Below are 24,876 nucleotides of genomic sequence, written 5' to 3' on the forward strand. Positions count from 1 at the left end.
AGATGATCAGGTTGATAGGTCTGAGGTGGAAGCGTGGTGACACGTGGAGCTGACAGATACTAATAGATCGAGGACTTAACCACATTTGATTGCTTTGTAATTCTTCTTCTGCATTATCTAGTTTTGAGGGAATAAAAAATTAAAAAATCCCTTGCAAAACAAAAACAAGATGATATAATAATACTTGTCTTGAAAAAATAGTCTGGTGGCGATAGCGAGAAGGTCACACCCGTTCCCATACCGAACACGGAAGTTAAGCTTCTCAGCGCCAAGGGTAGTTGGAGGTTCTCCTCCTGTGAGAGTAGGACGCTGCCGGGCTTTAATATGGAGGATTAGCTCAGCTGGGAGAGCATCTGCCTTACAAGCAGAGGGTCGGCGGTTCGATCCCGTCATCCTCCACCATATTTGCCGGTTTAGCTCAATTGGTAGAGCAACTGACTTGTAATCAGTAGGTTGGGGGTTCAAGTCCTCTAGCCGGCACCAGTTTCAAATGAGCCATTAGCTCAGTCGGTAGAGCATCTGACTTTTAATCAGAGGGTCGAAGGTTCGAGTCCTTCATGGCTCACCATTCAATCTCTAGCAATGAATTATGCGGGTGTGGCGGAATTGGCAGACGCACCAGACTTAGGATCTGGCGCCGCAAGGCGTGGGGGTTCGACTCCCTTCACCCGCACCAATTTTATATGCGGAAGTAGTTCAGTGGTAGAACATCACCTTGCCAAGGTGGGGGTCGCGGGTTCGAATCCCGTCTTCCGCTCCAGAGATTGCCGGGGTGGCGGAACTGGCAGACGCACAGGACTTAAAATCCTGCGGTAGGTGACTACCGTACCGGTTCGATTCCGGTCCTCGGCACCATTCAATTCATTTTAAATATGCGCCCGTAGCTCAATTGGATAGAGCGTCTGACTACGGATCAGAAGGTTATGGGTTCGACTCCTTTCGGGCGCGCCATACTATTAATGTAATGAAAGCAAGAATATAAGCCAACGAGTGAACACCTGACTGCCATGTGCAGGATGATGTGAATAAGGAAGCACTGAAGCAATTCGACGCTTATCATTTACATGACGGGGAGTAGCTCAGCTTGGTAGAGCACTTGGTTTGGGACCAAGGGGTCGCAGGTTCGAATCCTGTCTTCCCGACCATTTGAAATTTGATATGGGGCCTTAGCTCAGCTGGGAGAGCGCCTGCTTTGCACGCAGGAGGTCAGCGGTTCGATCCCGCTAGGCTCCACCATATAACCTTATGAGAATACTTGATTTGGCGGTGTAGCTCAGCTGGCTAGAGCGTACGGTTCATACCCGTGAGGTCGGGGGTTCGATCCCCTCCGCCGCTACCAAATTAAGGACCTTTAGCTCAGCTGGTTAGAGCAGACGGCTCATAACCGTCCGGTCGTAGGTTCGAGTCCTACAAGGTCCACCACTTACTTGAATTATGGAGGTATACCCAAGTCTGGCTGAAGGGATCGGTCTTGAAAACCGACAGGCGGGTAACACCGCGCGGGGGTTCGAATCCCTCTACCTCCTCCATTATATTTTTTAATAACTCTTATCGACGCGGGGTGGAGCAACGAGCAATTCTCCACTGAAAAAACTGCGAGTTGTACCGGTCGAGCCGCTGCTTGGTTCACTTCCTGAGACCGGGACAGTCTTATGCAAAAAAGATTCAGGAACGAAGAAAAATTATACTTTTATCGTCGCGGGGTGGAGCAGTCCGGTAGCTCGTCGGGCTCATAACCCGAAGGTCGCAGGTTCAAATCCTGCCCCCGCAATACCTGGTCCGGTGGTGTAGCGACAAGCAACACTCCAATGAATATGCTGCGAGCTGTCTCAATGGATTTCTTCCTTGAGTCATCTGTAAGAGGAAGAGACAGTCCTGCAGACTGCTCGGGCATAATTCAGGCCTTATTTATTATACTGGTCCCGTGGTGTAGCGGTTAACATGCCTGCCTGTCACGCAGGAGATCGCGGGTTCGATTCCCGTCGGGACCGCCATTATTTACTTGAAAAATCAATATCCATTATGGCTCAGTAGCTCAGTCGGTAGAGCAAAGGACTGAAAATCCTTGTGTCGGCGGTTCGATTCCGTCCTGAGCCACCATTTATTATTTTATCAAATAGCATTGAATAGTGGCGATTGTGGCGAAGTGGTTAACGCATCGGATTGTGGTTCCGACATTCGTGGGTTCGATTCCCATCAGTCGCCCCATAATATTGCGGGTGTAGTTTAATGGTAAAACCTCAGCCTTCCAAGCTGATGTCGTGGGTTCGATTCCCATCACCCGCTCCAAAGTGGGCCTATAGCTCAGCTGGTTAGAGCGCACGCCTGATAAGCGTGAGGTCGATGGTTCGAGTCCATTTAGGCCCACCATTCCGCAGTAGCTCAGTGGTAGAGCATTCGGCTGTTAACCGAACGGTCGCAGGTTCGAGTCCTGCCTGCGGAGCCAATATGGGGAAGTACTCAAGTGGCTGAAGAGGCGCCCCTGCTAAGGGTGTAGGTCGGGCAACCGGCGCGAGGGTTCAAATCCCTCCTTCTCCGCCATAAGGCCCCTTGGTCAAGCGGTTAAGACACCGCCCTTTCACGGCGGTAACACGGGTTCGAATCCCGTAGGGGTCATACAAAAAAGCTGTCAGCACATGCTGGCAGCTTTTTTGTATGCATTTTTTCTTCCACCAGTATGCCTGATCCTTAATCTGGAATGTCTACTTTATTTTGCAGCCGGTTTCCCGGATTGTTTAAATCTATATCTGATGCGACCCCTGTATAAGGGCCCCGGAACATATCCCCCGTTGCCAGGATTTTTCCATCTGCAGGACCGAACAGCGGCAGCTTTCCTCCGGCATCATGTTTTTCCCGGAGGAGAAATTCTTCTTCTTGATTTGCCATCTTCAATCCTCCCTTCATACATTCATAAGCTTATTATAGGCATTTTCCGTTAAAACCATCTCAAGTTTTAAAAAATAATCGAATTATAAAAGAAAATATCGAAAAATTTAAAAAAATATCGCAAGGTATTTTTCTATAGAGAACGAATATAAAGAGAAAGTTAATGAATTTAAATCTGTTGGAGAGAAGGATGGCAGTGAAAACGATGTTTCCCACCGACTATCAAATGCATTTATTTCATGAAGGCACCCTTTTTGACAGCCACCGCCTATTTGGTGCCCACTTGATATATGAAGATGGCAATACTTTCACAAGGTTTGCTGTATGGGCTCCTAATGCTAAGGAGGTCAGGGTTGTTGGGGACTTTAACAGCTGGAACGGGGAAAATTTTAAATTACATAGAATGAATAATGAAGGGGTATGGCACATAGTAATTGAGAATGATTTGGCAGGCTGCCTTTATAAGTATGAAATATTGACACATGGAGGAACCAGGCTGCACAAAGCTGATCCATATGCCTTCTATTCTGAGAAGAGGCCAGGCACTGCTTCAGTTGTTTGGCCGCTTGAAGGCTATAAATGGAATGATCAATCATGGCTAAAAAGCAGGATGAAGAAAAATACCTTCGCAGAACCGGCAGTCATCTATGAAATGCATGCCGGAACGTGGAAACGAAAAATCGATAAGAGGCTGATGAATTACAGGGAGCTGGCGGATGAAATTGTGCCCTATGTTCTTGAACATGGTTTCACACATGTGGAATTGCTCCCTCTTGTCGAGCATCCGCTCGACGCCTCCTGGGGCTATCAGGGGACAGGGTATTTTTCTCCGACCAGCAGGTATGGAGAGCCCCAGGATTTGATGTACTTTGTTGATCAATGCCATCAGCATAACATCGGTGTCATCCTCGACTGGGTTCCCGGCCATTTCTGCAAAGATGCCCATGGGCTCTATAATTTTGACGGAACCCATCTTTTTGAATATAAGAACGAGAAGGATAGGGAGAATTATGTATGGGGCACTTCAAACTTTGACCTGGGCCGCAATGAAGTGCAGAGCTTTTTAATCTCCAATGCTTTATTCTGGCTTGAAACCTATCATATAGATGGATTCAGGATGGATGCTGTATCTAATATCATTTATTGGCCCAATTCCCATGAGCACCATCAGAATCCGTTTGGGATTGAGTTCCTCCGCAAGCTCAACAGCACAATCAGGCAATATGATCCCTCCATTTTTTTAGCAGCTGAAGATTCATCAAATCTCCCCCAGGTGACCTCTCCTGCCCATTATGGGGGCCTTGGCTTTCATTACAAATGGAATATGGGCTGGATGAATGATGTACTGGCATATATGGAAACCAGTCCAGAGGCGAGATCCGGAAAGCATGGCAATATTACATTTTCACTCTTATACGCGTTCAAGGAGAACTATATATTACCTCTTTCTCATGATGAAGTTGTACATGGAAAGAAGTCTCTCCTCGATAAAATGCCGGGGGATTATTGGAGAAAGTTTGCCCAGTTCCGGCTGCTCCTGGGCTATATGATGGCACATCCCGGAAAGAAACTGCTGTTCATGGGCTTTGAAATCGCTCAATTTTCTGAATGGAAGGATTCGGAAGAGCTTGACTGGACTCTTCTGGAATATGAGATGCACCAGAAAGCAAACAGGTATACCAAGGATTTGATACGGCTTTACAGGAGATCCAAGCCCCTGTTTGAACTGGATCATCTCCATGAAGGCTTTGAGTGGATTGATGCAGATAACCGGGAACAATCGATTTTCTCTTTTGTCCGCTTCAGTGCTGCGGAGGGTGAACATCTTATTGCAGTATGCAACTTTACAGCCGAGCCTTATCGAAACTTCAGGATCGGAGTCCCGCATGCCGGAAGCTACAGGGAAATCTTCAACAGCGATAAGGAGGAATATGGGGGATCCGGCTGGATCAACAAGAAGGTCGTCAAAACAGAAGAACTGGAATATCATGGCCGGCCTTATTCAATTCAAATGGCTATCCCGCCGTTTGGCATTACTATCTTGCGTCCTGTTAAACACCGAAAGGAGAGGAAAGGAAATGGCAAAGACAAAATGTGTGGCAATGCTGCTGGCAGGGGGAAAAGGGTCAAGGCTTAACGCTCTGACAGAAAATCTTGCAAAGCCAGCTGTACCATTTGGAGGCAAATACCGGATCATTGATTTCACCTTGAGCAATTGTACTAATTCAGGGATTGATACAGTCGGTGTTCTGACCCAGTATCAGCCTCTTGTACTTAACTCCTATATCGGGATAGGAAGCGCCTGGGATCTGGACAGAATGAATGGCGGGGTAACCGTTTTGCCGCCATATGCCGAATCTTCAGAAGTGAAGTGGTATACAGGCACGGCGAGTGCGATCTTTCAAAATATCAACTATCTTAAGCAGCATGAACCAGAATATGTGCTCATCCTGTCAGGCGATCATATCTACAAGATGAATTATGACCTGATGCTTGATTATCATATTGAGAAGAATGCTGATGCCACTATTTCCGTCAAAGAAGTTCCCTGGGAGGAAGCCAGCCGCTTCGGAATCATGAATACGAACGATGATCTGAGCATTTCAGAATTTGATGAGAAGCCGGAGAATCCGAGAAATAATATGGCCTCGATGGGAATTTATATATTTAAATGGGATGTGCTTAAGGAATATCTGGAACTGGACGATCTGGATAAGGATTCCTCGCATGACTTCGGAAAGGATATCATTCCAAAGCTTCTAAATGACCGCAAAAGGCTCTATGCCTATCCTTTCAGCGGTTACTGGAAGGATGTGGGAACTGTCCAAAGCCTTTGGGAAGCCAATATGGACTTGCTGGATGATGATTGCCAGCTGGATCTGAATGATTATTCCTGGAGGATCTATTCTGTGAATCCCAACCATCCGCCGCAATATATCGCGCCGATGGCGGAAGTGGATGAGTCGATGATCAATGAAGGCTGTGTAATAGAAGGAGAGATTTATAAAACGGTCCTGTTTCAGGGAGTTGAGGTCAAAGCAGGCTCGATCATAAAAGAATCGGTCATTATGCCGAATGCTGTCATCGGGAAGAATGTCTTTATTGAAAGAGCAATTGTTCCTTCTGAAATGTATATACCGGACGGAACAGTTATCAGGGATGATAAGAATGAGGGTGAAATAATCCTGGTGACAGAAGAAATGATTAAGGAAATCCATTCATAAGAATATAAATCAGGAGGGGATATAGTTGAATAAGAGATTGCTGGGTGTTATAGATGCAACAACCTATCATGAAGGACTGGAGGAACTGATAGTCCACCGCTCTCTTGCGGCAGTGCCCTTTGCAGGCCGCTACCGGTTGATTGATTTTGTTCTCTCGAGCATGGTCAACTCAGGGATTGCCAGTGTGGCCATTTTCCCGAAATTTCAATACAGGTCACTGATGGACCATCTTGGTTCAGGAAAGAATTGGGATTTGAACAGAAAAAGAGACGGCCTCTTTTTCTTTCCATCGCCTCTCCTTGATGGGCCTCGGCAGGGGGTAGGTTCCTTCAATCATTTTGCAGCCAACCTTGATTATTTCTACCGCAGCAATCAGGTATATTCTTTAATAGCAAATTGCTATACGGTTCTTAATATGGATTTTCGGCCGGCCCTTGAAAGGCATATCCAGTCCGGATGTGATATTACGGAACTCAGGCATAACGGAAGATCTCTTGAAATGTACCTTGTAAAAACCTCCCAGCTAATCGAATTCATCGAAAACAGAAATGAAACGGGCTACTCCTGCATGAGTGATATTGCAGCCGACCTGAATCATGTGTATAAAGTCTGCACTTACGAATATACCGGACATATTGCAAGAATCGACTCGATTGAAAACTACTACCTGGCAAGCATGAGCATGCTCGAGCCCGAAACATTCCACAAGCTGTTCCGCAAAGATCAGCCAGTCTATACTAAGGTAAAGGATGAGCCGCCTGCAAGGTATCTGAAAGGCGCAGGGGTCAATAACAGCATGGTGGCAAACGGATGCCTTATAGAGGGAACGGTCGAAAACAGCATCATCTCCAGGGCAGTCAGAATCGGGAAAGGGTCAGTTGTGAGAAATTGCATCATTATGCAAAAATGCCAGATAGGTGAAAATTGTATATTGGATTCAGTCATCATCGACAAAGATGTCAGAATTGAATCAGGGACTCTAATGGAAGGTTCCCCTGTCCAGCCGATCGTAATCCGGAAAGGAACTATACAAGGGGCGCTGATGAATTCATGAAAGTCTTATTCGCTGTATCTGAGTGTGTACCATTCGTTAAATCTGGAGGGCTTGCCGATGTGGCAGGCTCCCTGCCGAAAGAATTGAAAAAGCTGGGGACGGACGTTAGAATTGTGCTGCCTAAGTATGGGAGCATACCGGACACCTATAAAAAGAAAATGAAAAAGATCAGGGAGTTCAGCATTTCTGTTGGGTGGCGGAACCAGTATTGCGGAATCGAAGAGCTTGTCCATGATGGTGTCATTTTTTATTTTGTCGATAACGAGTATTATTTTTTACGGGATCAGCTATACGGATATTTTGATGATGGGGAAAGATTTGCTTACTTCAGCAGGGCGGTCCTGGAAAGCATGAGAGAGCTGGATTTCTATCCTGATATCATCCATTGCCATGACTGGCATACGGGGATGGTCCCCTTCTTGCTGAATGTTCAATACAGAGATGCAAAGGAATATGCTTCTATAAAAAGCGTGTTTACCATTCATAATCTTCAATTCCAGGGCATTATGCCAAAAGAGGCGCTTACTGACTTATTTGGCCTTGACGAGCTTTGTTTTAATGCAGAGCAGCTTGAATTTTACGGCTGCATCAATTTTATGAAGGCGGCCCTTACATCTGCCGATAAGATAACAACCGTCAGTCCTACCTATAAGGCTGAAATTCAGAATAAATATTACGGAGAGAAGCTTGAGGGGCTGCTGAGGCTGCGGGACGAGGACCTGACCGGCATCCTTAATGGAATTGATGCTGATTTTTATGATCCTGAAAATGATCAGATGATTGCTGCGCCATATAATGTGAATCTATTAACAAATAAAGGCAAGAATAAGCGCAGCCTTCAAAAGCTGGCGGGCCTCCCGGAACAGCCTGAAGTGCCTATTATTGCGATGATTACCAGGCTGACGAGCCAAAAAGGGCTTGATCTTGTAAAGTGTGTCTTTCAGGAGCTATTGTCAGAGGAGGTACAATTCGTTGTCCTTGGCACCGGAGAAGAGGAATTTGAACAATTCTTTGCCGGGATGGAGCGGGTTTATCCGGAAAAAGTAAGAGCGTACATACGCTTTAATGAGGAGCTGGCTCATAAAATATATGCAGGCGCTGATTTATTCCTGATGCCTTCGAAGTTTGAGCCATGCGGCCTCGGACAGCTGATCGCCATGAGGTACGGAACGATTCCGATCGTCAGGGAGACGGGGGGATTAAACGATACAGTCCATTCATATAATGGGGAGGCAGGAGAAGGAAACGGCTTCTCTTTTACTAACTTTAATGCCCACGATATGCTCTATACCATCAATCGGGCCATTTACTTTTATAGCCGGAAAGAAGAGTGGAAAGAGCTGGTCAAGAGGACGATGAGCCTGGATTACAGCTGGGCCCAGTCTGCGTTCAAGTACAGCAAGCTTTACGAAGGGCTTGTTTCAGGGGAGTGAGAGGATGTTTTCGGATAAGGAAGAGTTCAAGGAGGTCTTTTTGACAAGGCTTGAAATGACCAGTGGAAAAAGCTTTCCTGACAGCACAAAGCGCGATCAATACCAGACCCTTGGACATATGGTAAGGGAATATGTCAGTATGAACTGGATCTACACAAATGAGCGCAGCAGGATGATCAAGCAAAAACAGGTCTATTATTTATCCATTGAATTCCTTCTTGGGCGGCTGCTGCGCAATAATCTGCTTAATCTCGGCATTCATAAAGTCGTTGAGGAGGGGCTGCAGGACCTTGGCATTGAACTGGGCGGTCTTGAAGAGTCAGAGCCCGATGGGGGCCTGGGGAACGGGGGGCTTGGCAGGCTTGCAGCCTGTTTCCTTGATTCCCTTGCATCGCTCGATCTGCCAGGGCATGGGTGCGGTATACGCTATAAGCATGGGCTTTTTGAGCAGAAGATTGTCGACGGATATCAGGTCGAGCTGCCGGAACAGTGGCTGAGGCATGGAAACGTCTGGGAAATAAGAAAGGCTGATTCTGCAGTGGAGATCCCTTTTTGGGGAAGAGTGGAATGCAGTGAGGAAGAAGGCAGGCTGGTTTTCAGGCATCTGCCTGGCGAGACGGTTACTGCTGTTCCGTACGATATGCCGGTTGCAGGGTACCAAACTGAGACAGTCAATACATTAAGGCTCTGGAGTGCGGAGCCTTCTCCTTTTCCCCAGTATAATAACATCATGCAATATAAAAGGGAAACAGAGCTGATTTCGGAATTCCTGTATCCGGATGACACACATGATGAAGGCAAGATCCTGCGTCTTAAACAGCAGTATTTTCTTGTATCAGCAAGTATCCGGTCAATTATAGAGTCCTTTAAAAAGCAGCATGGAAATATGAAGGATTTCGATCAGTTCATCAGCATCCATATAAATGATACCCATCCGGTCCTTGCGATTCCTGAATTGATGAGAATTCTTGTAGATGAAGAAGAGATGGCCTGGGAAGAAGCATGGGAGATTACGGTTTCAACGATTTCCTATACAAATCATACGACGCTTTCTGAAGCATTGGAAAAATGGCCGATCCGCCTGTTTCAGCCTCTTCTTCCAAGGATTTATATGATTGCAGAAGAAATCAACAAGCGTTTCTGCCTGAAACTGGAGGAAAAGTACCCCGGTGATTGGGAGCGGATCCAGTCTATGGCCATCATTTCCGATGGAGAAGTGAAAATGGCTCATCTGGCCCTTGCCGGAAGCCACAGTGTCAATGGTGTGGCAGCTCTTCACACAGAAATACTGAAACATAGGGAAATGAAACAGTTTTACGAATTATTCCCTGAAAAATTCAATAATAAAACCAATGGCATTACACACAGGCGGTGGCTGCTGAATTCCAATCCCCGCCTGGCGGGCCTGATTTCAGAAGCAATCGGTCCCGGCTGGATAAAGGAGCCCCACCGCTTGGGAGAAATGGCCAAATTTGCGGAAGACAGCAGTATGCTGCTGGAGCTTGAGCTGATCAAAGAGGAAAATAAACAACGGCTTGCCCGCCGGATCAAGCAGCAGACAGGCCTTTCCATTGATGCGTCATCTATTTTTGATATTCAGGTAAAAAGGCTTCATGCCTATAAAAGGCAGCTGTTGAACGTGCTTCATATCATGCATATGTATAATCGGATCAAAGAGGGGGATTCCCACATTCAGCCCCGGACTTTCATATTTGGTGCTAAGGCGTCTCCGGGCTATTATTATGCGAAAAAGATCATCAAACTTATCAATACAGTTGCTGAAAAAGTGAACAATGATTCTGCTGCGAATAAGCTGATTAAAGTCGTATTTCTTGAAAATTACCGGGTATCCCTTGCTGAGGAAATTTTCCCTGCTGCAGACATCAGTGAACAGATTTCCACTGCCAGCAAGGAGGCATCAGGAACGGGCAATATGAAGTTCATGATGAATGGGGCTCTTACCGTCGGTACTCTGGACGGCGCCAATGTAGAGATACTGGAAAGGGTGGGGGAAGAGAATATTTTCATTTTCGGGCTGGCTGCTGAAGAGGTTCTCCGCTTTCAGCAGAATGGAGAATACCGTTCAATGGACTATTATCATCTTGATAAAAGGATCAGCACCATCATCAATCAGCTTACCAATGGATTTTTCCCCTATGCCGGAGATGAGTTTGAAAGCATCGCGGATTCGCTGTTGATGCATAATGATCAATATTTTGTCCTCCGGGATTTCGATTCCTATGCAGCCATACAGAAACAGGCAGCTATTGCCTATGGAGACCGGCTTGGGTGGCAGCGGAAAAGCCTGATGAACATTGCTGCATCAGGTCATTTCTCCAGCGACCGGACCATCCGTGAATATGCAGAGGAAATTTGGCATATCCAGCCGGCAGCAAGCCATTCTTCTAAATGAATTTTCAGAAGCAAACAAAAGGCCTGGTTTCCCCCAGGCCTTTTGTTTGCCGCTTTTTCAGCTGTCATTCGTTTTCCTTATCCTCCAGATAGCTGTCCCCTTTTTTATAAGGGACTTTGCCAAACGGCGCATCGAGGTTTTCTTCTTCTAATTCCTGCTGATATTGCTCCTCTGTATCGGAGCGGACAACCCTTCGATTTTTCCCGTCTATGTCTGTCGCACTGAAGGTCTCATATTCTTCAGTGAATCCTTCATCATTATGATCTGTATCATAGAGGCTGTTATAATCCTCATGCTGTCCATTGAAATCGGACGGTGTTTCGGAAGTGCCATAGCTGGCAGCCTGTACAAAGCTGTCCTGTTCATCATTAATGTCTTTGTAGTCATCAAAATTAAAATGGTTATCATGATTGGGACTCAGCACATCTTCTTCTGCAGGCCGGTCTGATGCAGGATGCTGTGAAGGAGCATGATCAACACAATATAAAGCCGTTGGGACTGCCTCGAGCCTTTCAAAGGGCAGGTCCTTTCCGCACTCCTTGCATTTTCCGTAAGTGCCGTCCTCAATTGCCTGGAGGGCTGTGTTCACTTTATCTAATTCCTCGTTCTGATGCTCTTCAATTGCCTGGTCCTTCTCTCTTTCAAAAAGCTCAGTGCCCGCATCGCCGGGGTGGTTATCGTACATTGAAAGCTCACCGACTGTATCTCTTGCGCTTTCATTGTCAAAGCGGCTGTTCGTGTCACTATCCAGCTGTTCTTTAATGGTTTTCTTATCTTCTTCCAGCTGAGCCTTCAGTTCGTTGATTTGATCCTTGGTAATCATTATTCCACATCCTGTTCCATTAGTAGTATTTATTAGAATAAAAGGCCGTTCCCGGCTAAGCTGACAGTTCATGCAGGCCCATTTGCCTTGCTTAGAAATTACCCTTTATTCAGCCAATGAAACATGGTAAGACGACCGCAAAAAAGCCCTCTGCAGAGTAGCAGAGGGCTTTTGCATCAAACTTTACAATAAATATCCCAGAAACAGGCCGACAGACAGCAGAAAACCGAAAATGGTATTCGTCTGTGCAGTAGCAACCATGGCAGGCATCATTTGGGCCGGCTTTGTTTTGCCGATGAAGCCCTTTGTGGCCTTTACAGCCTTTGGAATACTCAGAGCGACAATGGCCAGCCATGGAGAGATATAACCTGCAGCTATCATCACAAATATCCATATATAGGAAATGGTGAACATGATTCCCAGGAAGTATATCGCCTTGTCCCTGCCGAGCAGAATAGCCAGGGTCTTCCTTCCAAATTCCTTGTCTCCATCCAGATCCCTGATATTGTTGGCCATCAGGATCAGTCCGACAAGGATAAAAATCGGAACTGAAATCATGACACTAAGCATCGTAACTGTGCCTGTCTGGATAAAGAAGGATATGAGGATAATCATCATCCCCATGAAAAATCCTGCTACAATTTCCCCAAATGGCGTATAGGCAATAGGGAAAGGGCCGCCAGTATACAAATAGCCGGCTGCCATACAGACAAGGCCTACAGCTGCAAGCCACCAGCTGCTGTTCATGCAGATATAGACGCCAAGGAGCAGCGCAATGAAGTAAAGTGTAAAGGCAAGCTGAATAACTGTCTTCGGTTTTATCCCTTCACGGACGATGGCGCCGCCGATCCCGATTGATTCAGCTGTATCAAGGCCCCGCTTGAAATCAAAATATTCATTGAACATATTTGTAGCCGCCTGAATCAGGAGGCTGGCCATTAGCATGGCCAGGAAAAGGCTGAAGCTGATTTCTGTTTTATCTATTGCTAAAGCAGTGCCCAGCAGGACGGGCACAAAAGCTGCCGTCAAGGTGTGCGGCCTGGTTAATTGCCACCAGACTCTCCATCCGCCCGATTTCATGGCAGGCGAAGGATCGGGATGCGTTTGTGGTTGCATTTTTGACTCTCCCCTTAATGTATTCTTTGTATAACAAACCTTTATATTTTAGCTTAAAATAAGCTCCAGGTCAAAAATATCCTGACATATTCAAGTTTAGCAAAGATCAATGGGGTGTCAATGGATTTTTGCATACTGCCGAGGCGGGAATTCTCTGACTTTCCGCCTTTTTTCTGCCGCCTGCAGCCAAACAAAGAATATGGAAGGAAAACGTGAAGAGCAGCCTATTATAATAATGAGGATACATGCATCATCAGGCCGATGTTGTTGACATCATATAATCATGAGGTGTATCTTAAAATAAGCTGAAAAACGAAAGAATAACAGCGGTAAAGCTGTTATTGGAGGGATTTTCTTGGTTACGATACAGGATACGGAACTTAAGGAAGGAATCCTGGAAGCAATTAAAAAGGCCGGGGCTTTTTCGGAGCCTATCCTTGTCAGTGAAGTCCATAAATTGGACTATATTGACCCATTATCATTCTTTGCTTCAGGAAGACAGGCGTTTTTTGGTGAACGCTTTTACTGGAAAGATCCTTCAAATGAAACCATCCTAGCTGGTTTGGGAATATGCAAACTTATTCAGTCGGATCAGGCTTCCGGCCGTTTTTCTCATGTAGAAAAAGAGTGGAAGCGCTTTATCCGCAATGCAGTCATATATAATGAATACTCTGCCGCCGCTGCAGGCCCTGCCCTGTTCGGGGGATTCTCTTTTGATCCGGAAAAGGAAAAGACCGCATTATGGTCCAAATATCCGGATTCTCTTTTTCATGTTCCGAGGTATTTGCTGACGCAGACAGAAGGACAAACATTCCTGACGACCAATATTGTCTGCACGAAACATGATGATGTATCGCTTGCTGAAAAAGTCAGGGAAGAAAGACGCCTCCTGCTTGAAGGGATTGGGGCACCTGTTCAGGAGAATGAAGGCAGGCTTATCTCTGAAGAGGAAATTCATCCGCAGGAATGGATGGATTCAGTCACTTCAGCGGTCGAAGAGCTCAAGGCTGGAAAGCTTAAGAAAGTGGTCCTTGCAAGGGAACTGCGGCTTTCTTTTTCCGGGCATATAGAAGCGGAACAGGTATTAGGCAATCTTCACAATGAACAGAATGAAAGCTTTATCTTTGCTTTTGAATCCCAAGGAGACTGTTTTATCGGGGCCACTCCCGAACGGCTTGTTAAAAAGAAAGGAAAAAGTCTTTATTCGACCTGCCTGGCCGGGAGCATCCCGAGGGGAAAGACTCCCGAGGATGACCAGGCACTTGGCGAGGCCTTATTATCGGACGAAAAGAATCTCATCGAGCATCAGTATGTGGTTGATATGATAAAAACAGCCATGGACGAAGCCTGCGAGGAGATTAAGATTCCTTCAAAGCCCCAGCTGTTGAAAATGAAGCATATCCAGCATTTGTACACACCAGTGGAGGGTACGACAAAGGAGGAAGCTTCATTGCTCCTGCTGGTTGAGAAACTTCATCCGACCCCTGCGCTCGGCGGGCTGCCAAAGCAGGAAGCTGTAGCTATGATTAGAGAGATTGAGGAATTAGACCGGGGCTATTATGCAGGGCCGCTGGGCTGGATTGACTACAGCGGAAATGGAGAATTTGCTGTATCGATCCGTTCCGGCCTTCTTCAGGGAGATGAAGCTTCCTTGTTTGCCGGATGCGGAATCGTGGAGAATTCAAACGCTGAGAGCGAATTCATGGAAACCAAGATCAAATTCCGTCCTATGCGGTCAGCTCTGGGAGGACTATCAGAATGAATCATCAAGAAGCATTAACAACTTATATCGCTGCATTTGTCTCGGAGCTGGCCAAAACCGGTGTCCGGGACGTTGTTGTCAGCCCGGGATCCCGTTCTACGCCGATGGCCATGGTCATGGCGGAGCATCCGGACCTCAATGTGCATATTCATGTGGATGAGCGCTCAGCAGGCTTTTTTGCCCTTGGGATCGCCAAAGCATCAGGCATGCCGGCTGCCCTGCTTTGTACCTCAGGGACAGCTGCGGCGAATTATTTTCCGGCCGTTGTTGAGGCAAAGATCTCAAGAGTCCCGCTTGTTGTCCTGACGGCAGACCGGCCCCATGAGCTGAGGGATGTAGGGGCTCCACAGGCAATCGATCAGATCCACCTTTACGGCGGGCATGTAAAATGGTTTGCAGAAATGGCGCCGCCCGAGAATTCGGATGAAATGATCAGATATGCCAGGACAGTATGTGCCAGGGCCTGCGCAGAGTCAGTTAAGGCCCCTGCCGGTCCTGTTCACCTCAACTTTCCTTTTCGTGAGCCCCTTATACCTAAGCTCGATGAAAATCTGTTCGAAAGCCAGGAAAGGCCTGAAGGTTTTGTCTCCATCCAGCAGGGGGAGCTTGCTCTTCCAGATTCTGTTTTTAGAGAGATGGCAGACGTCCTTTCATCCTTCCAAAAAGGCATCCTCATTTGCGGGCCAAATGATGACAGCCGGTTTGTATCTGAAGTGGTCAAGCTGGCAGAGACGCTTGATTATCCAATATTGGCAGATCCGCTTTCACAGCTGAGAAGCGGAAAGCATGGAAAAGCGCTTGTCATTGACGGATATGACAGCTTCCTGAGGACCGATGCGGCAAAAGAAGCCCTGAAGCCCGATGTGGTGATCCGCTTTGGTTCAATGCCTGTTTCAAAGGCACTCACCATATTCTTAAAAGAAAACAAGGATAGCAGGCAAGTTGTTGTCGATGGCGGTGCAGGCTGGCGTGACCCATCCCTGCTTTCTTCAGAAATGGTCTATTGCAGTGAAGCCCTCTTCTGTGAGAAGATACGGAGCTTTGCTGAACACAGGGAGCCTGGCGGCGAGTATAGTGCGCTATGGATAGCGGTCAATGAAAAAACGAAGCTGGTGCTTGCAGAGGCCGGCTCGGCTGTAGAAATGAGTGAGGGAAAGCTGTTTCTCCAGCTTGCAGAGCTTCTGCCTGATGAGAGTACACTGTTTGTCGGAAACAGCATGCCAATCCGTGATCTCGATACCTTCTTCCACAATAATGGCAAAAGCATTCGGGTGATGGGCAACAGGGGTGCAAATGGAATTGATGGGATCGTTTCCACAGCACTTGGAGCAGGCTTATATTCTCAGCCCCTTTATCTGGTGCTGGGGGATTTGACATTTTTCCATGACCTTAATGGCCTGATTGTTTCAAAACTCCACAATATCAATATCCATATCCTGCTCATCAATAACAATGGCGGCGGTATATTTTCATTCCTGCCGCAGGCAGGCGAGAAAAAGAACTTTGAGCTCCTTTTTGGAACGCCTTTGGATCTGGATTTTGAACATGCGGCCAGGCTTTACGGGGCGAAATTCATCCGCGCTGAAACTTGGGAAGACTTTGAGGGTGCCATTAAAGAGGGCTATGGTGAACGCGGCCTAAAGGTAACCGAAATAATGACAAACCGGGACAAAAACCTTGCTGAGCATCGAGAATTGTGGAATCGTGTTTCCCGGGAAATAACCCTGTTCCTAAAAGGAGAATAAGAATGAAATTTGTAAGCGGCGGAGGGTCCTACCATGTCGAAATAGAGGGCAGCGGTTTTCCCCTTATCCTGCTTCACGGATTTACAGGTGACCGTTCCACCTGGGACCCCTTCATTCCCCGCTGGAAATCAGGATCCATGGCCATATCCATCGATATTGCCGGACACGGAGAAACTGATGTGCCTGCTTCAGACGAAAGCTACACTGTCACTGCAGCTGCCCGGATGATCCATGAGCTGATGGAATCGCTGCAGATTCCCAAAGCCGATCTATTGGGCTACTCAATGGGCGGGCGCCTGGCTTTGTCTTTTGCGGCCCTATATCCCGGCAATGTCAGAAAGCTGATTCTTGAGAGTGCATCGCCTGGATTAGAGACTGCTGAAGAAAGAAAGAATAGACGTAATCAGGATGAGCGGCTTGGGGAATACATAAAAGAGAACGGAATCGAAGCATTCGTAGATTACTGGGAAAACATCCCGCTGTTCAAAACGCAGAAATTGCTGCCGGCAGATGTTCAGAAGCAGATCAGGGAGCAGCGGCTTCAAAACAGCCCGGAAGGCCTTAGATTCAGCCTGAGGGGGATGGGGACCGGGGCCCAGCCATCGTGGTGGGGCAAGCTCCCGGATATAAAGGCGGACACCCTTCTGGTCACTGGCTCTGAGGATATAAAATTTTGCGCCCTGGCTGAAAGGATGTCCAAGCTGATTCCCTTATGCCAATGGGAGACTGTATTTGGGGCCGGGCATGCAATACATGTGGAAGAACCAGAAAAGTTTGGTACAATAGTAAGTGAGTTTTTGCAGAAATTATAAAAAGGAGGATTCCGTTATGACTGTAGAATGGATTGCTGGACGCAATTATGAAGATATTTTATACGAAACTTACAACGGAATTGCTAAAATTACAATTAACAGGCCAGAAGTACATAATGCCTTCCGTCCGAAAACGGTAATGGAGCTGATTGATGCTTTTGCTTATGCGCGCGATGATGCAAGCGTAGGCGTTATCATTCTGACTGGGGCAGGAGAGAAAGCATTCTGTTCCGGCGGCGACCAAAAGGTCCGCGGACACGGCGGATATGTGGGCGAAGACGAGATCCCCCGTTTGAATGTGCTGGATCTGCAGCGCCTTATCCGTGTTATTCCAAAGCCGGTCATTGCCATGGTAAAAGGCTATGCTATCGGTGGAGGCCATGTCCTTCATGTCGTATGTGACCTGACTATCGCTGCCGATAATGCTGTCTTCGGACAGACAGGCCCTAAAGTCGGAAGCTTTGATGCAGGTTACGGGTCAGGCTATCTGGCAAGGATCGTCGGCCATAAGAAAGCCCGCGAAATCTGGTTCCTATGCCGCCAATACGGCGCACAGGAAGCTCTTGATATGGGGCTCGTCAACACAGTTGTGCCGCTTGAAAAAGTGGAAGAGGAAACAATTCAGTGGTGCGAGGAAATCCTTGAGAAGAGTCCGACTGCCATCCGCTTCCTGAAAGCAGCGTTCAATGCCGACACTGACGGACTGGCTGGAATCCAGCAGTTCGCAGGGGATGCTACGCTTCTTTACTATACAACAGATGAAGCCAAGGAAGGCCGCGATGCGTTCAAAGAAAAGCGCAAGCCGGACTTTGGACAATTCCCGCGTTTCCCTTGATTTTATATGAAAATAAAAACAGCTTGATGGTAAACCATCAGGCTGTTTTTCTATGGTATTTTAAATCCTGGATATGCAAGGAAGGTGGAGCCAATGGGTGAATTTCTCCCTCAATTTTTAAAGAAAAGAGCCGATTTAACACCGGACAGGCACGCCCTCTATTTTGAAGGCAGTGCCTATACTTTCAAACAATTATACGAAGCATCCTCCCATATGGCCGGAAAGCTGTCGGGTGCAGGGGCAGGCAGGGGCTCCTATGCCGGGGTGCTCCTGAAAAACCATTCTGATTCTGTCTTTATCCTGCTTGCCCTTCAGCTGTTGGGAGCCACAGCGGTTATCCTGAATAATCGGCTGACTGCTGAGGAGATCGGCTGGCAGCTGGCGGATTCCAATGCTTCGATTCTGATTACAGAGGCAGCATTTACAGATAAAACCCGAGAGCTGTCACTGGACGGCTGCACCATGGTGACGAAGGAAGCTCTCGCTGACCAGCCTTCAGCTGCCTTTATGGCAGAGGAGGAAGTTTCGCTGGATGAGGTATGCACCATCATGTACACCTCCGGTACAACAGGACATCCGAAAGGAGTTCTTCAGACATACGGAAACCACTGGTGGAGCGCATCGGGATCGGCCTTCAATCTTGGCGTCAGGGAAGATGACTGCTGGCTATGTGCTGTCCCTTTGTTCCATATAAGCGGGTACTCCATCCTGATGAGAAGCCTGATCTATGGCATCCCCATCGTTCTGCACGGATCTTTCAGCGAAGAGCAGGCGATCAGGGACATCCGGGAGAAAAAGGTGACAATCATGTCTGTCGTCAGCACAATGCTTTCAAGGCTTGCCGCTGCAATTGAAGATAACGGACTGCCATCTCATTTTCGCTGCATGCTTCTTGGCGGCGGACCCGCTGCGCGCGATCTGCTCGAAAAATGCACGGCAAAAGGTCTGCCAGTCTATCAAAGCTATGGCATGACTGAAACTTCATCCCAAATCGTGACACTTGCTCCTGAATACAGCTTCTCAAAGCTCGGTTCGGCCGGGAAGCCGCTATTTCCTTCCCAGCTGAGAATCATGGAGGGAGACAGGGAAGCAGATAAAGGGCAGGCTGGTGAAATTGCCGTTAAGGGACCTAATGTTACACCTGGATATTTGAGCAGGGAAGCGGCGACAGCCAAGGCGATGAGGGGCGGCTGGTTTTACACAGGAGATATCGGCATGCTTGATGAGGAGGGTTTTCTTTATGTACTTGACAGGAGATCTGACTTGATCATTTCCGGCGGGGAAAATATATACCCGGCAGAAATTGAGGGGGTGCTCACTTCACATCCTGCAATTGCTGATGCGGGTGTCATCGGGCTGAAAGACCCGAAGTGGGGAGAAGTGCCAGCTGCATTCATCCAGACCATTGGGGGTACAAAACTTTCATCAGAAGAAATCGAGAAATTCTGCCTCGGTAAGCTTGCAAAATATAAAGTGCCGAAAACCTGCTATTTCGTTGAAGAAATTCCGAGGAATGCATCACGAAAAATATTGCGAAGAGAGCTGCGTGCCATGCTGGGGAAAGGCGGAGAAAAGTTATGAATGTAAAAAAGACTGTATTGCATGTAATCAGCATGCCGCTGAAGAAGCCTTTTTCCACCCATCTTGGCACTGTCAGCAGCAGGGAAGCCATAATTGTCGAGCTGATTGACAGGGACGGTTTGAGCGGATTTGGAGAAGCGGTTGCTTTTTCTTCCCCCTGGTACACGGAAGAGACTGTCAGGACATGCTATCATGTCATTAAGGACTTTCTCCTGCCATTGTTGAAGGAGAGTCCCGGCCTGAAGGCGGAAGATGCTCACTCCCTGTTCAGCTCTGTCAGGCGAAACCAGATGGCAAAGGCAGGCCTGGAAGCTGCGCTATGGGACTTGCAGGCCAAACAGGCCGGAAAGCCGCTTCATTCTTTGCTTGGAGGGACGAGAGGCAAGATAGGATCCGGTGTCGCTGTGGGTGCAAAAACCGTAAAGGAAAGTCTCCTGCAGATCGAAGGATTTCTTCAGCAAGGCTACAGGCGCATCAAGGTGAAAATCAGTCCGGAAAATGATCTGCAGCTGTTATCAGCTATCCGGAAAGAATATCCGGATATCGACCTGATGGCCGATGCCAATTCCGCTTATACGCTCAAGGATAAAGACAGGCTGAAGGCACTTGATGAATTCAGGCTGCTGATGATTGAACAGCCGCTTGCCCATGATGATATTATCGACCATAGTGTCCTCCAGAAAAGCATCAGCACCCCGATCTGCCTGGATGAAAGCATTGTCTCTTTCAGTGATGCAAGGAAGGCAGCAGAGCTTGGCAGCTGTAAAGTGATCAATATTAAAGCCGGACGGGTCGGCGGATTATCAGAGTCAAAAAAGATCCATGATTATTGCCTGCAGAATGGAATTCAGGTATGGTGCGGCGGCATGATTGAATTCGGCATTTCAAGGGCCCATAATATCGCTCTCGCTTCACTGCCGGGGTTTGAGATACCAGGGGATATATCTGGCTCTGAGCGCTATTGGGAAGAAGATATCATTTCTCCCGGGGTCACTGTGGAGGATGGTTTTATAAATGTTCCTGAGTGGCCGGGAATAGGCTTTGAAATAAACAGGCGCAGGCTGGCGGAAGTGACATTGAAGAAAGAAGCTGTGTCACTCGTTTAAACCTCAAAAAACAGGCACTTGCCTAATAGCAGTGTCTGTTTTAAATATAAGGCTCTGTTAAGGTCTGTTGTTGATTTTTTGATTGGATGGAAAGATAAAAAAGGAAGTCTTATCCTTATTTGAGTGACCATAGAGCCTTAAAATAAGCGGAGATTCTCCGGTTAGGATGCTTAATATGGCACGGGTGGGTGTAAATAACCGGAGAATTTCCGGTTATGGTGAGCGAAGTTGCCCACTTTCCTGTTTTTTGATTCGATAGCCGTAATTTTTCCGTCTATTTGAGCTATTTTTTAATTTTTTGAATTCAGGGGGGGTCTTCCGCTTATTTTTCAACCTGTCACCGGTTCCCTCATTCAGGTCCGGGAAGTCGCCCTATTTTGGCTGGGCGGGGATTGCTCTTTTATAGATTTTGATTATAGGGCGGGTCAGTTTAACGCAAATATTAAAAAATAGAACTCCCGCAAATCAGGAAGTGAACTTTGAATATAAAGGACTTTCACCGCAGGATTATATATTAATACAGTCCCCAATTCCTTTAGTCTGCTCCTCATCTTATCCTCAAACAACTCATGTTTACCATAACCCGGCATAGTGAATGAGAATAATATAGATAACAGAAAGGAGGTTAATCTATGGTGCATAAACTAACTGCTGCTGTTCTTCTTGCTGCCCTTTTAGCCGGATGTTCAGAAGGCGGGTCCGGGGATGGTACAAAGGAAGAAGCAGGTGCCGTGGAAGAAACAGCCAGTCCTGAGAATGTAAATGGACAGCAGCCAGAAGGCGGAAAGGAAGGTCAGGTAGAAGAGCTTGAAAAAAACGATGAGCCATTTGAACAATCAGCAGAAGAAATGGCAAAGAGCATTGTGAAGGCGCTGGAAAATGAAAATTACGGCGCAATCTCAGAATACGTCTCTAAAGAGAAGGGTCTGTTGATTTCACCATACGAATTTATTGAAAGCGATGCAGTCGTCTTGTCTAAGGAAGAGATGGAGAATCTAAGCAGCATTCAAAAAAAATATTTGTGGGGATACCATGATGGAAGCGGCAAGCCCATCCGGTCGGTGCCGCAGGCTTATTTTGACCGGTATAAAGGATTTACAGAGCCGGATCAGATCATATTGGATGATGTGCAGCAGAGAGGCAGCACGAAGAATAATATAAAAGAAGTCTTTCCTGATTCAAAAACAGTAGAGTTTTATCAGAATGGTACAGATAAATATGGAGGGATGGATTGGAGGAGTCTGTACTTGGTATTTCAGCAAGATGCAGAAGGCAAGCTGAAATTGTCTGCGCTGGTTACAGGAGAATGGACTATTTAAAAGCCAGGCCAGGACAAATTTCCCGGCTTGGCGTTTTACATTTCCTATTCATGCGGCTTGAAGGTTTTGCAGTCCGTTTCATGGCTGTTTTCGGCCTGCTCGCCATGATGGCTGACAACATAAATCCGGTCGGCACCGCAGTTATTCCCTTTTTTCCAGTAGGTGCAGTTGTTTACTTCACATAGTACATCCTGTGCCATCTGTATCCACTCCTTAAAGTATTTGATACAGCATTAGCTTTCGCTGCCTGGTGAGCGGGAATACGTGACAGAAAAAGGGAAGCCTTAATTAGGCTGTTTGCTGCCCTTTTGCCTCAGGTAGCGTTTGTCTTTCATGAACAGGCTCCAGAAGTAGACGAAACCCGGGAAAAGAATGGCAAAGCCTGCAATATAGGTGGCAAACACGGCCCTGAATGAATTGGGGTCTGTAAACCCTGATTCAATGGTGACCTCAGGGTAGACCATGTAGGGGAGGTGTGCTTTCCCGTAAACAAAGCTGGCTGCCAAATACTGCAGTGTTACGGCGATGACAGCAAGCCTTGGGATGCCTTTAGTCCCTTTTTTTGTAAAAGAGGGCAGGAGCAGCGCCGCGATTCCCAGGAGGAATAACCCTGCCGACAGCATCAGAATCGGCATATCATTGATCATTTTATTATAAAGCCAGGCAGCTTCAAGGCTGAGGGTATGCATAATGACTACACCCATCAAAAGCGATACTGGCCCGATCATCAGGGCATCCCGGCGGTAAACATAGTAAGCATCCATTTCATCTGCTGCCTTGGAATAATCGGCCAGGAGAAGAGAAGAAAGGAACAGAGTGCTGCTGACGGCAAAGCCAAAAAAGGCATACTCGTTTTGGCTGGTGAAAAGCTTGGCCAGGTTGAGTGACTGGCCGCCATCTGAAAAGTCTATATAATCGCCGTGTGTGATCGGCAGCACACTGATCAAAAGGCCGGGGATCAGAATACCCGATATGCCGGATATGATGGTGAGCGGCTTTTTATAGTCGCTCGCAATGTTTGAGAACACAAGGAACGCGCTTCGTATGGCAAGCAATAAAAGAATCATGCTGCCTGGAACGAGCAGCACGGTGCCCAATGTGTATGCTGCTCCTGGAAACAGGCTGTAGATTGCAACGACAAGTGCCACAATGAAAGTGTTCGTCACTTCCCATGTCGGGGAAAGATAGCGGTTGGCGATATTAGTCGCCTTCGTTTTGGTCCTCTTCATGTAGACCATCGACCAAAAGCCGGCGCCGAAATCCATCGTTGCCATGACAGCATAGATGAATACAAACCCCCACAGGATTGTGATGGCTAATAGAGCATCTGACATGCTTTCTCACCCCTTATGTATTGGAGCCATACAGCGGGACTCCCTTTTCCTTGGTCCGGTTGATATCGTCGAGTACCGTATTTCTTTTAAAATAATACAGAAGCACCAGAACAACTGTCAGTCCGAGAATGACATAAACGGCCGCAAAAAGGACAAATAAGATACCAAGGTTCCCGGCCGTTGTTACCGAATCTTCCGTTGACAGGACGCGGTAAATTGTCCAGGGCTGCCTGCCTGTGCAGGCGAAAATCCAGCCGAATTCAATGCCCAGGACAGCGGCAGGGCCTGACAGCACAAACGCCCACATAAATATTTTAGGGAACTGGTCCTTTTTTAAGAATTTATTCCAGACAAATGCTACAAAGGAAAGGAGAATCAACAGGCTGCCTATGGCCACCATTCCATTGAAGAGTGTATGGACGAAAAGCGGCGGCCACAGTTCTTCCGGAAAATCGTTCAGGCCGATGACTACTGTGTCAAAGCTGTTTCCTGCCAGAAAGCTGAGCGCCCAAGGAATTTCAATGCCCCATTTTACTTCTTGTGTCTCCCGGTCGGTAAATCCTCCGACTGCCAGCGGGGCATGCGACTGGGTCTCAAAAAGCCCCTCGGCGGCAGCGAGTTTTTCCGGCTGGTACTCATGGAGATACTGGGCGGATGCATGCCCGTTCAAGGCAGTCAGCAATGAGAAAATACCGCCGACAATCAGGCTCAGCATCAGTGCCTTTTTATGGAAGTCATATACCCTCGTCCCGAATTTATTGCGCAGCATCTTAAAGGCAGCAACAGACGCGACGACAAAGGCTCCTGTTGTATAGGCAGAAACAGCCACATGGCCGGCTGTCACAAGAAAGCTAGGATTGAAGAAGGCTGCCCAGGGATCAATGTCCACAATTTCTCCGTTTTCAATCCTGAAGCCCTGAGGTGTCCCTTCAAAGGCGTGGACATTTGTAATCAGGACAGCGGAAGCGAATGCGCCGAGGGCAACGAGGACTAGGCTCGAGATCCTCATCCACGGCGGGATCCTTTCCGCGGCATAGACATAAATGGACATGAATAGCGCTTCTATGAAAAAGGCATAAATTTCAATCTGGAACGGGAGGGCCATAACCCGTCCAATCACTTCCATAAAGCCCGGCCAAAGCAGGGAAAGCTGAACGCCCGCAATGGTTCCTGTCGGAATGCCGACTCCCAGGAGGACAGCAAAGGCTTTTGTCCACCGCTTTGCCATGATGACATAGTCGTGGTCCTTTGTTTTCTGATAAATAAGCTCTGCTGTCAGCATCATCAGCGGAAGCCCAACGCCGATGGTCGCGAAAATAATATGGAAACCCATTGTTGTGCCAAACAGAGAGCGCGCAATTACCAAGTCATTCATATTTATCTTCCTTTCGCCAATTCTTCCATTTACATAGTGTCTGCGATTCATTCTGGAA

The 24,876-nt window shown here is 47.3% G+C and carries 18 protein-coding genes, 21 tRNA genes and 2 rRNA genes; 35 read left to right on the top strand and 6 right to left on the bottom strand.

Translation table 11 applies throughout. The features are described from left to right. From ACQCVH_RS00005 to ACQCVH_RS00115, 23 genes are all read left to right on the top strand, one after another. Positions 1-83: ribosomal RNA gene (locus tag ACQCVH_RS00005) — 23S ribosomal RNA — on the top strand; the annotation flags it as partial. 118 nt (positions 84-201) lie between these two features. Then, a 5S ribosomal RNA gene (gene rrf, locus ACQCVH_RS00010) occupies positions 202-318 on the top strand. A gap of 8 nt (positions 319-326) precedes the next feature. Next, positions 327-402 (top strand) — tRNA-Val (locus tag ACQCVH_RS00015). A gap of 5 nt (positions 403-407) precedes the next feature. Continuing rightward, positions 408-483: transfer RNA gene (locus ACQCVH_RS00020), tRNA-Thr, on the top strand. Positions 484-492: 9 nt separating this feature from the next. After that, a tRNA-Lys gene (locus tag ACQCVH_RS00025) sits at positions 493-568 on the top strand. Positions 569-591: 23 nt separating this feature from the next. Further along, positions 592-676 (top strand) — tRNA-Leu (locus tag ACQCVH_RS00030). A gap of 9 nt (positions 677-685) precedes the next feature. Next, positions 686-760: transfer RNA gene (locus tag ACQCVH_RS00035), tRNA-Gly, on the top strand. Positions 761-766: 6 nt separating this feature from the next. Further along, positions 767-855 (top strand) — tRNA-Leu (locus ACQCVH_RS00040). 19 nt (positions 856-874) lie between these two features. Next, positions 875-951, top strand: a tRNA-Arg gene (locus ACQCVH_RS00045). 117 nt (positions 952-1,068) lie between these two features. After that, a tRNA-Pro gene (locus ACQCVH_RS00050) sits at positions 1,069-1,145 on the top strand. 15 nt (positions 1,146-1,160) lie between these two features. Further along, a tRNA-Ala gene (locus ACQCVH_RS00055) sits at positions 1,161-1,236 on the top strand. A gap of 26 nt (positions 1,237-1,262) precedes the next feature. Continuing rightward, a tRNA-Met gene (locus tag ACQCVH_RS00060) sits at positions 1,263-1,339 on the top strand. Positions 1,340-1,345: 6 nt separating this feature from the next. Beyond that, positions 1,346-1,422, top strand: a tRNA-Ile gene (locus ACQCVH_RS00065). A 14-nt stretch (positions 1,423-1,436) separates the two neighbouring features. After that, positions 1,437-1,529, top strand: a tRNA-Ser gene (locus ACQCVH_RS00070). A 168-nt stretch (positions 1,530-1,697) separates the two neighbouring features. Then, positions 1,698-1,771: transfer RNA gene (locus ACQCVH_RS00075), tRNA-Met, on the top strand. A gap of 147 nt (positions 1,772-1,918) precedes the next feature. Next, positions 1,919-1,994 (top strand) — tRNA-Asp (locus tag ACQCVH_RS00080). Positions 1,995-2,024: 30 nt separating this feature from the next. Next, positions 2,025-2,100: transfer RNA gene (locus tag ACQCVH_RS00085), tRNA-Phe, on the top strand. A 32-nt stretch (positions 2,101-2,132) separates the two neighbouring features. Continuing rightward, positions 2,133-2,208 (top strand) — tRNA-His (locus ACQCVH_RS00090). A 7-nt stretch (positions 2,209-2,215) separates the two neighbouring features. Beyond that, positions 2,216-2,289, top strand: a tRNA-Gly gene (locus ACQCVH_RS00095). 4 nt (positions 2,290-2,293) lie between these two features. Then, positions 2,294-2,370: transfer RNA gene (locus tag ACQCVH_RS00100), tRNA-Ile, on the top strand. 1 nt (position 2,371) lies between these two features. Beyond that, positions 2,372-2,446: transfer RNA gene (locus ACQCVH_RS00105), tRNA-Asn, on the top strand. Positions 2,447-2,450: 4 nt separating this feature from the next. After that, positions 2,451-2,541: transfer RNA gene (locus tag ACQCVH_RS00110), tRNA-Ser, on the top strand. Between the two features lie 3 nt (positions 2,542-2,544). Continuing rightward, positions 2,545-2,616, top strand: a tRNA-Glu gene (locus ACQCVH_RS00115). A gap of 72 nt (positions 2,617-2,688) precedes the next feature. Here the strand turns inward: ACQCVH_RS00115 and ACQCVH_RS00120 are convergent. Beyond that, a complete protein-coding gene (locus tag ACQCVH_RS00120) occupies positions 2,689-2,886 on the bottom strand; it encodes a hypothetical protein (RefSeq protein WP_426833932.1) in 198 nt (65 codons plus the stop codon). 190 nt (positions 2,887-3,076) lie between these two features. Between ACQCVH_RS00120 and glgB the strand changes: the two genes are divergently transcribed. From glgB to ACQCVH_RS00145, 5 genes are read left to right on the top strand one after another with little or no spacing between them, the layout of a single operon-like run. Further along, positions 3,077-5,023, top strand: coding sequence for a 1,4-alpha-glucan branching protein GlgB (glgB, locus tag ACQCVH_RS00125; RefSeq protein WP_426834424.1), 1,947 nt, complete (start codon positions 3,077-3,079; stop codon positions 5,021-5,023). Continuing rightward, positions 4,965-6,110, top strand: a complete 1,146-nt coding sequence (locus ACQCVH_RS00130; RefSeq protein ID WP_426833933.1) for a glucose-1-phosphate adenylyltransferase — start codon at positions 4,965-4,967, stop codon at positions 6,108-6,110. The genes glgB and ACQCVH_RS00130 overlap by 59 nt, the downstream gene beginning before the upstream one ends. A gap of 25 nt (positions 6,111-6,135) precedes the next feature. Continuing rightward, a complete protein-coding gene (locus ACQCVH_RS00135; protein ID WP_426833934.1) occupies positions 6,136-7,164 on the top strand; it encodes a GlgC family sugar phosphate nucleotidyltransferase in 1,029 nt (342 codons plus the stop codon). Then, the gene (gene glgA, locus ACQCVH_RS00140; protein ID WP_426833935.1) at positions 7,161-8,597 is read left to right on the top strand and encodes a glycogen synthase GlgA; all 1,437 of its coding nucleotides are present in this window, start codon (positions 7,161-7,163) and stop codon (positions 8,595-8,597) included. The genes ACQCVH_RS00135 and glgA overlap by 4 nt, the downstream gene beginning before the upstream one ends. A gap of 4 nt (positions 8,598-8,601) precedes the next feature. Continuing rightward, positions 8,602-11,010 (top strand): glycogen/starch/alpha-glucan phosphorylase, encoded by a 2,409-nt coding sequence (locus tag ACQCVH_RS00145; RefSeq protein WP_426833936.1) that lies wholly within the window; start codon positions 8,602-8,604, stop codon positions 11,008-11,010. Between the two features lie 64 nt (positions 11,011-11,074). Here the strand turns inward: ACQCVH_RS00145 and ACQCVH_RS00150 are convergent, their stop codons facing one another. After that, the gene (locus ACQCVH_RS00150) at positions 11,075-11,833 is read right to left on the bottom strand and encodes a TraR/DksA C4-type zinc finger protein (RefSeq protein WP_426833937.1); all 759 of its coding nucleotides are present in this window, start codon (positions 11,831-11,833) and stop codon (positions 11,075-11,077) included. 183 nt (positions 11,834-12,016) lie between these two features. Continuing rightward, positions 12,017-12,949 (bottom strand): 1,4-dihydroxy-2-naphthoate polyprenyltransferase, encoded by a 933-nt coding sequence (locus ACQCVH_RS00155; RefSeq protein WP_426833938.1) that lies wholly within the window; start codon positions 12,947-12,949, stop codon positions 12,017-12,019. 355 nt (positions 12,950-13,304) lie between these two features. Here ACQCVH_RS00155 and ACQCVH_RS00160 point away from each other — a divergent pair, with 355 nt between their 5' ends. The 7 genes from ACQCVH_RS00160 (at position 13,305) to ACQCVH_RS00190 (ending at position 22,109) form a co-directional block, all read left to right on the top strand. Beyond that, a complete protein-coding gene (locus tag ACQCVH_RS00160; RefSeq protein WP_426833939.1) occupies positions 13,305-14,711 on the top strand; it encodes an isochorismate synthase in 1,407 nt (468 codons plus the stop codon). Next, entirely contained in the window at positions 14,708-16,456 is a 1,749-nt protein-coding gene (gene menD / locus ACQCVH_RS00165; RefSeq protein ID WP_426833940.1) for a 2-succinyl-5-enolpyruvyl-6-hydroxy-3-cyclohexene-1-carboxylic-acid synthase, read from the top strand. The genes ACQCVH_RS00160 and menD overlap by 4 nt, the downstream gene beginning before the upstream one ends. Before the next feature lie 2 nt (positions 16,457-16,458). Next, positions 16,459-17,268, top strand: coding sequence for a 2-succinyl-6-hydroxy-2,4-cyclohexadiene-1-carboxylate synthase (gene menH / locus ACQCVH_RS00170; RefSeq protein WP_426833941.1), 810 nt, complete (start codon positions 16,459-16,461; stop codon positions 17,266-17,268). Positions 17,269-17,284: 16 nt separating this feature from the next. Next, a complete protein-coding gene (gene menB, locus ACQCVH_RS00175; protein WP_426833942.1) occupies positions 17,285-18,103 on the top strand; it encodes a 1,4-dihydroxy-2-naphthoyl-CoA synthase in 819 nt (272 codons plus the stop codon). Positions 18,104-18,196: 93 nt separating this feature from the next. Further along, on the top strand, positions 18,197-19,684 hold the full coding sequence (locus ACQCVH_RS00180; RefSeq protein ID WP_426833943.1) for an o-succinylbenzoate--CoA ligase: 1,488 nt from the start codon (positions 18,197-18,199) through the stop codon (positions 19,682-19,684). Continuing rightward, on the top strand, positions 19,681-20,790 hold the full coding sequence (gene menC, locus ACQCVH_RS00185) for an o-succinylbenzoate synthase (RefSeq protein WP_426833944.1): 1,110 nt from the start codon (positions 19,681-19,683) through the stop codon (positions 20,788-20,790). Before ACQCVH_RS00180 ends, menC begins: the two co-directional genes overlap by 4 nt. A gap of 632 nt (positions 20,791-21,422) precedes the next feature. Beyond that, positions 21,423-22,109: a hypothetical protein gene (locus tag ACQCVH_RS00190; RefSeq protein WP_426833945.1), complete on the top strand. Its 687-nt coding sequence runs from the start codon at positions 21,423-21,425 to the stop codon at positions 22,107-22,109. Between the two features lie 44 nt (positions 22,110-22,153). Here ACQCVH_RS00190 and ACQCVH_RS00195 read toward each other — a convergent pair whose 3' ends face one another. The 3 genes from ACQCVH_RS00195 to ACQCVH_RS00205 form a co-directional block, all read right to left on the bottom strand. Next, the gene (locus ACQCVH_RS00195; RefSeq protein ID WP_224898201.1) at positions 22,154-22,309 is read right to left on the bottom strand and encodes a DUF1540 domain-containing protein; all 156 of its coding nucleotides are present in this window, start codon (positions 22,307-22,309) and stop codon (positions 22,154-22,156) included. An 84-nt stretch (positions 22,310-22,393) separates the two neighbouring features. After that, positions 22,394-23,443 (bottom strand): cytochrome d ubiquinol oxidase subunit II, encoded by a 1,050-nt coding sequence (locus tag ACQCVH_RS00200; RefSeq protein ID WP_426833946.1) that lies wholly within the window; start codon positions 23,441-23,443, stop codon positions 22,394-22,396. Between the two features lie 13 nt (positions 23,444-23,456). Beyond that, positions 23,457-24,818: a cytochrome ubiquinol oxidase subunit I gene (locus tag ACQCVH_RS00205; protein ID WP_224898205.1), complete on the bottom strand. Its 1,362-nt coding sequence runs from the start codon at positions 24,816-24,818 to the stop codon at positions 23,457-23,459. Positions 24,819-24,876: the final 58 nt, after the last annotated feature.

This window comes from Bacillus infantis, assembly GCF_050107595.1.
Lineage (GTDB): Bacteria > Bacillota > Bacilli > Bacillales > Cytobacillaceae > Bacillus_AB > Bacillus_AB infantis_C.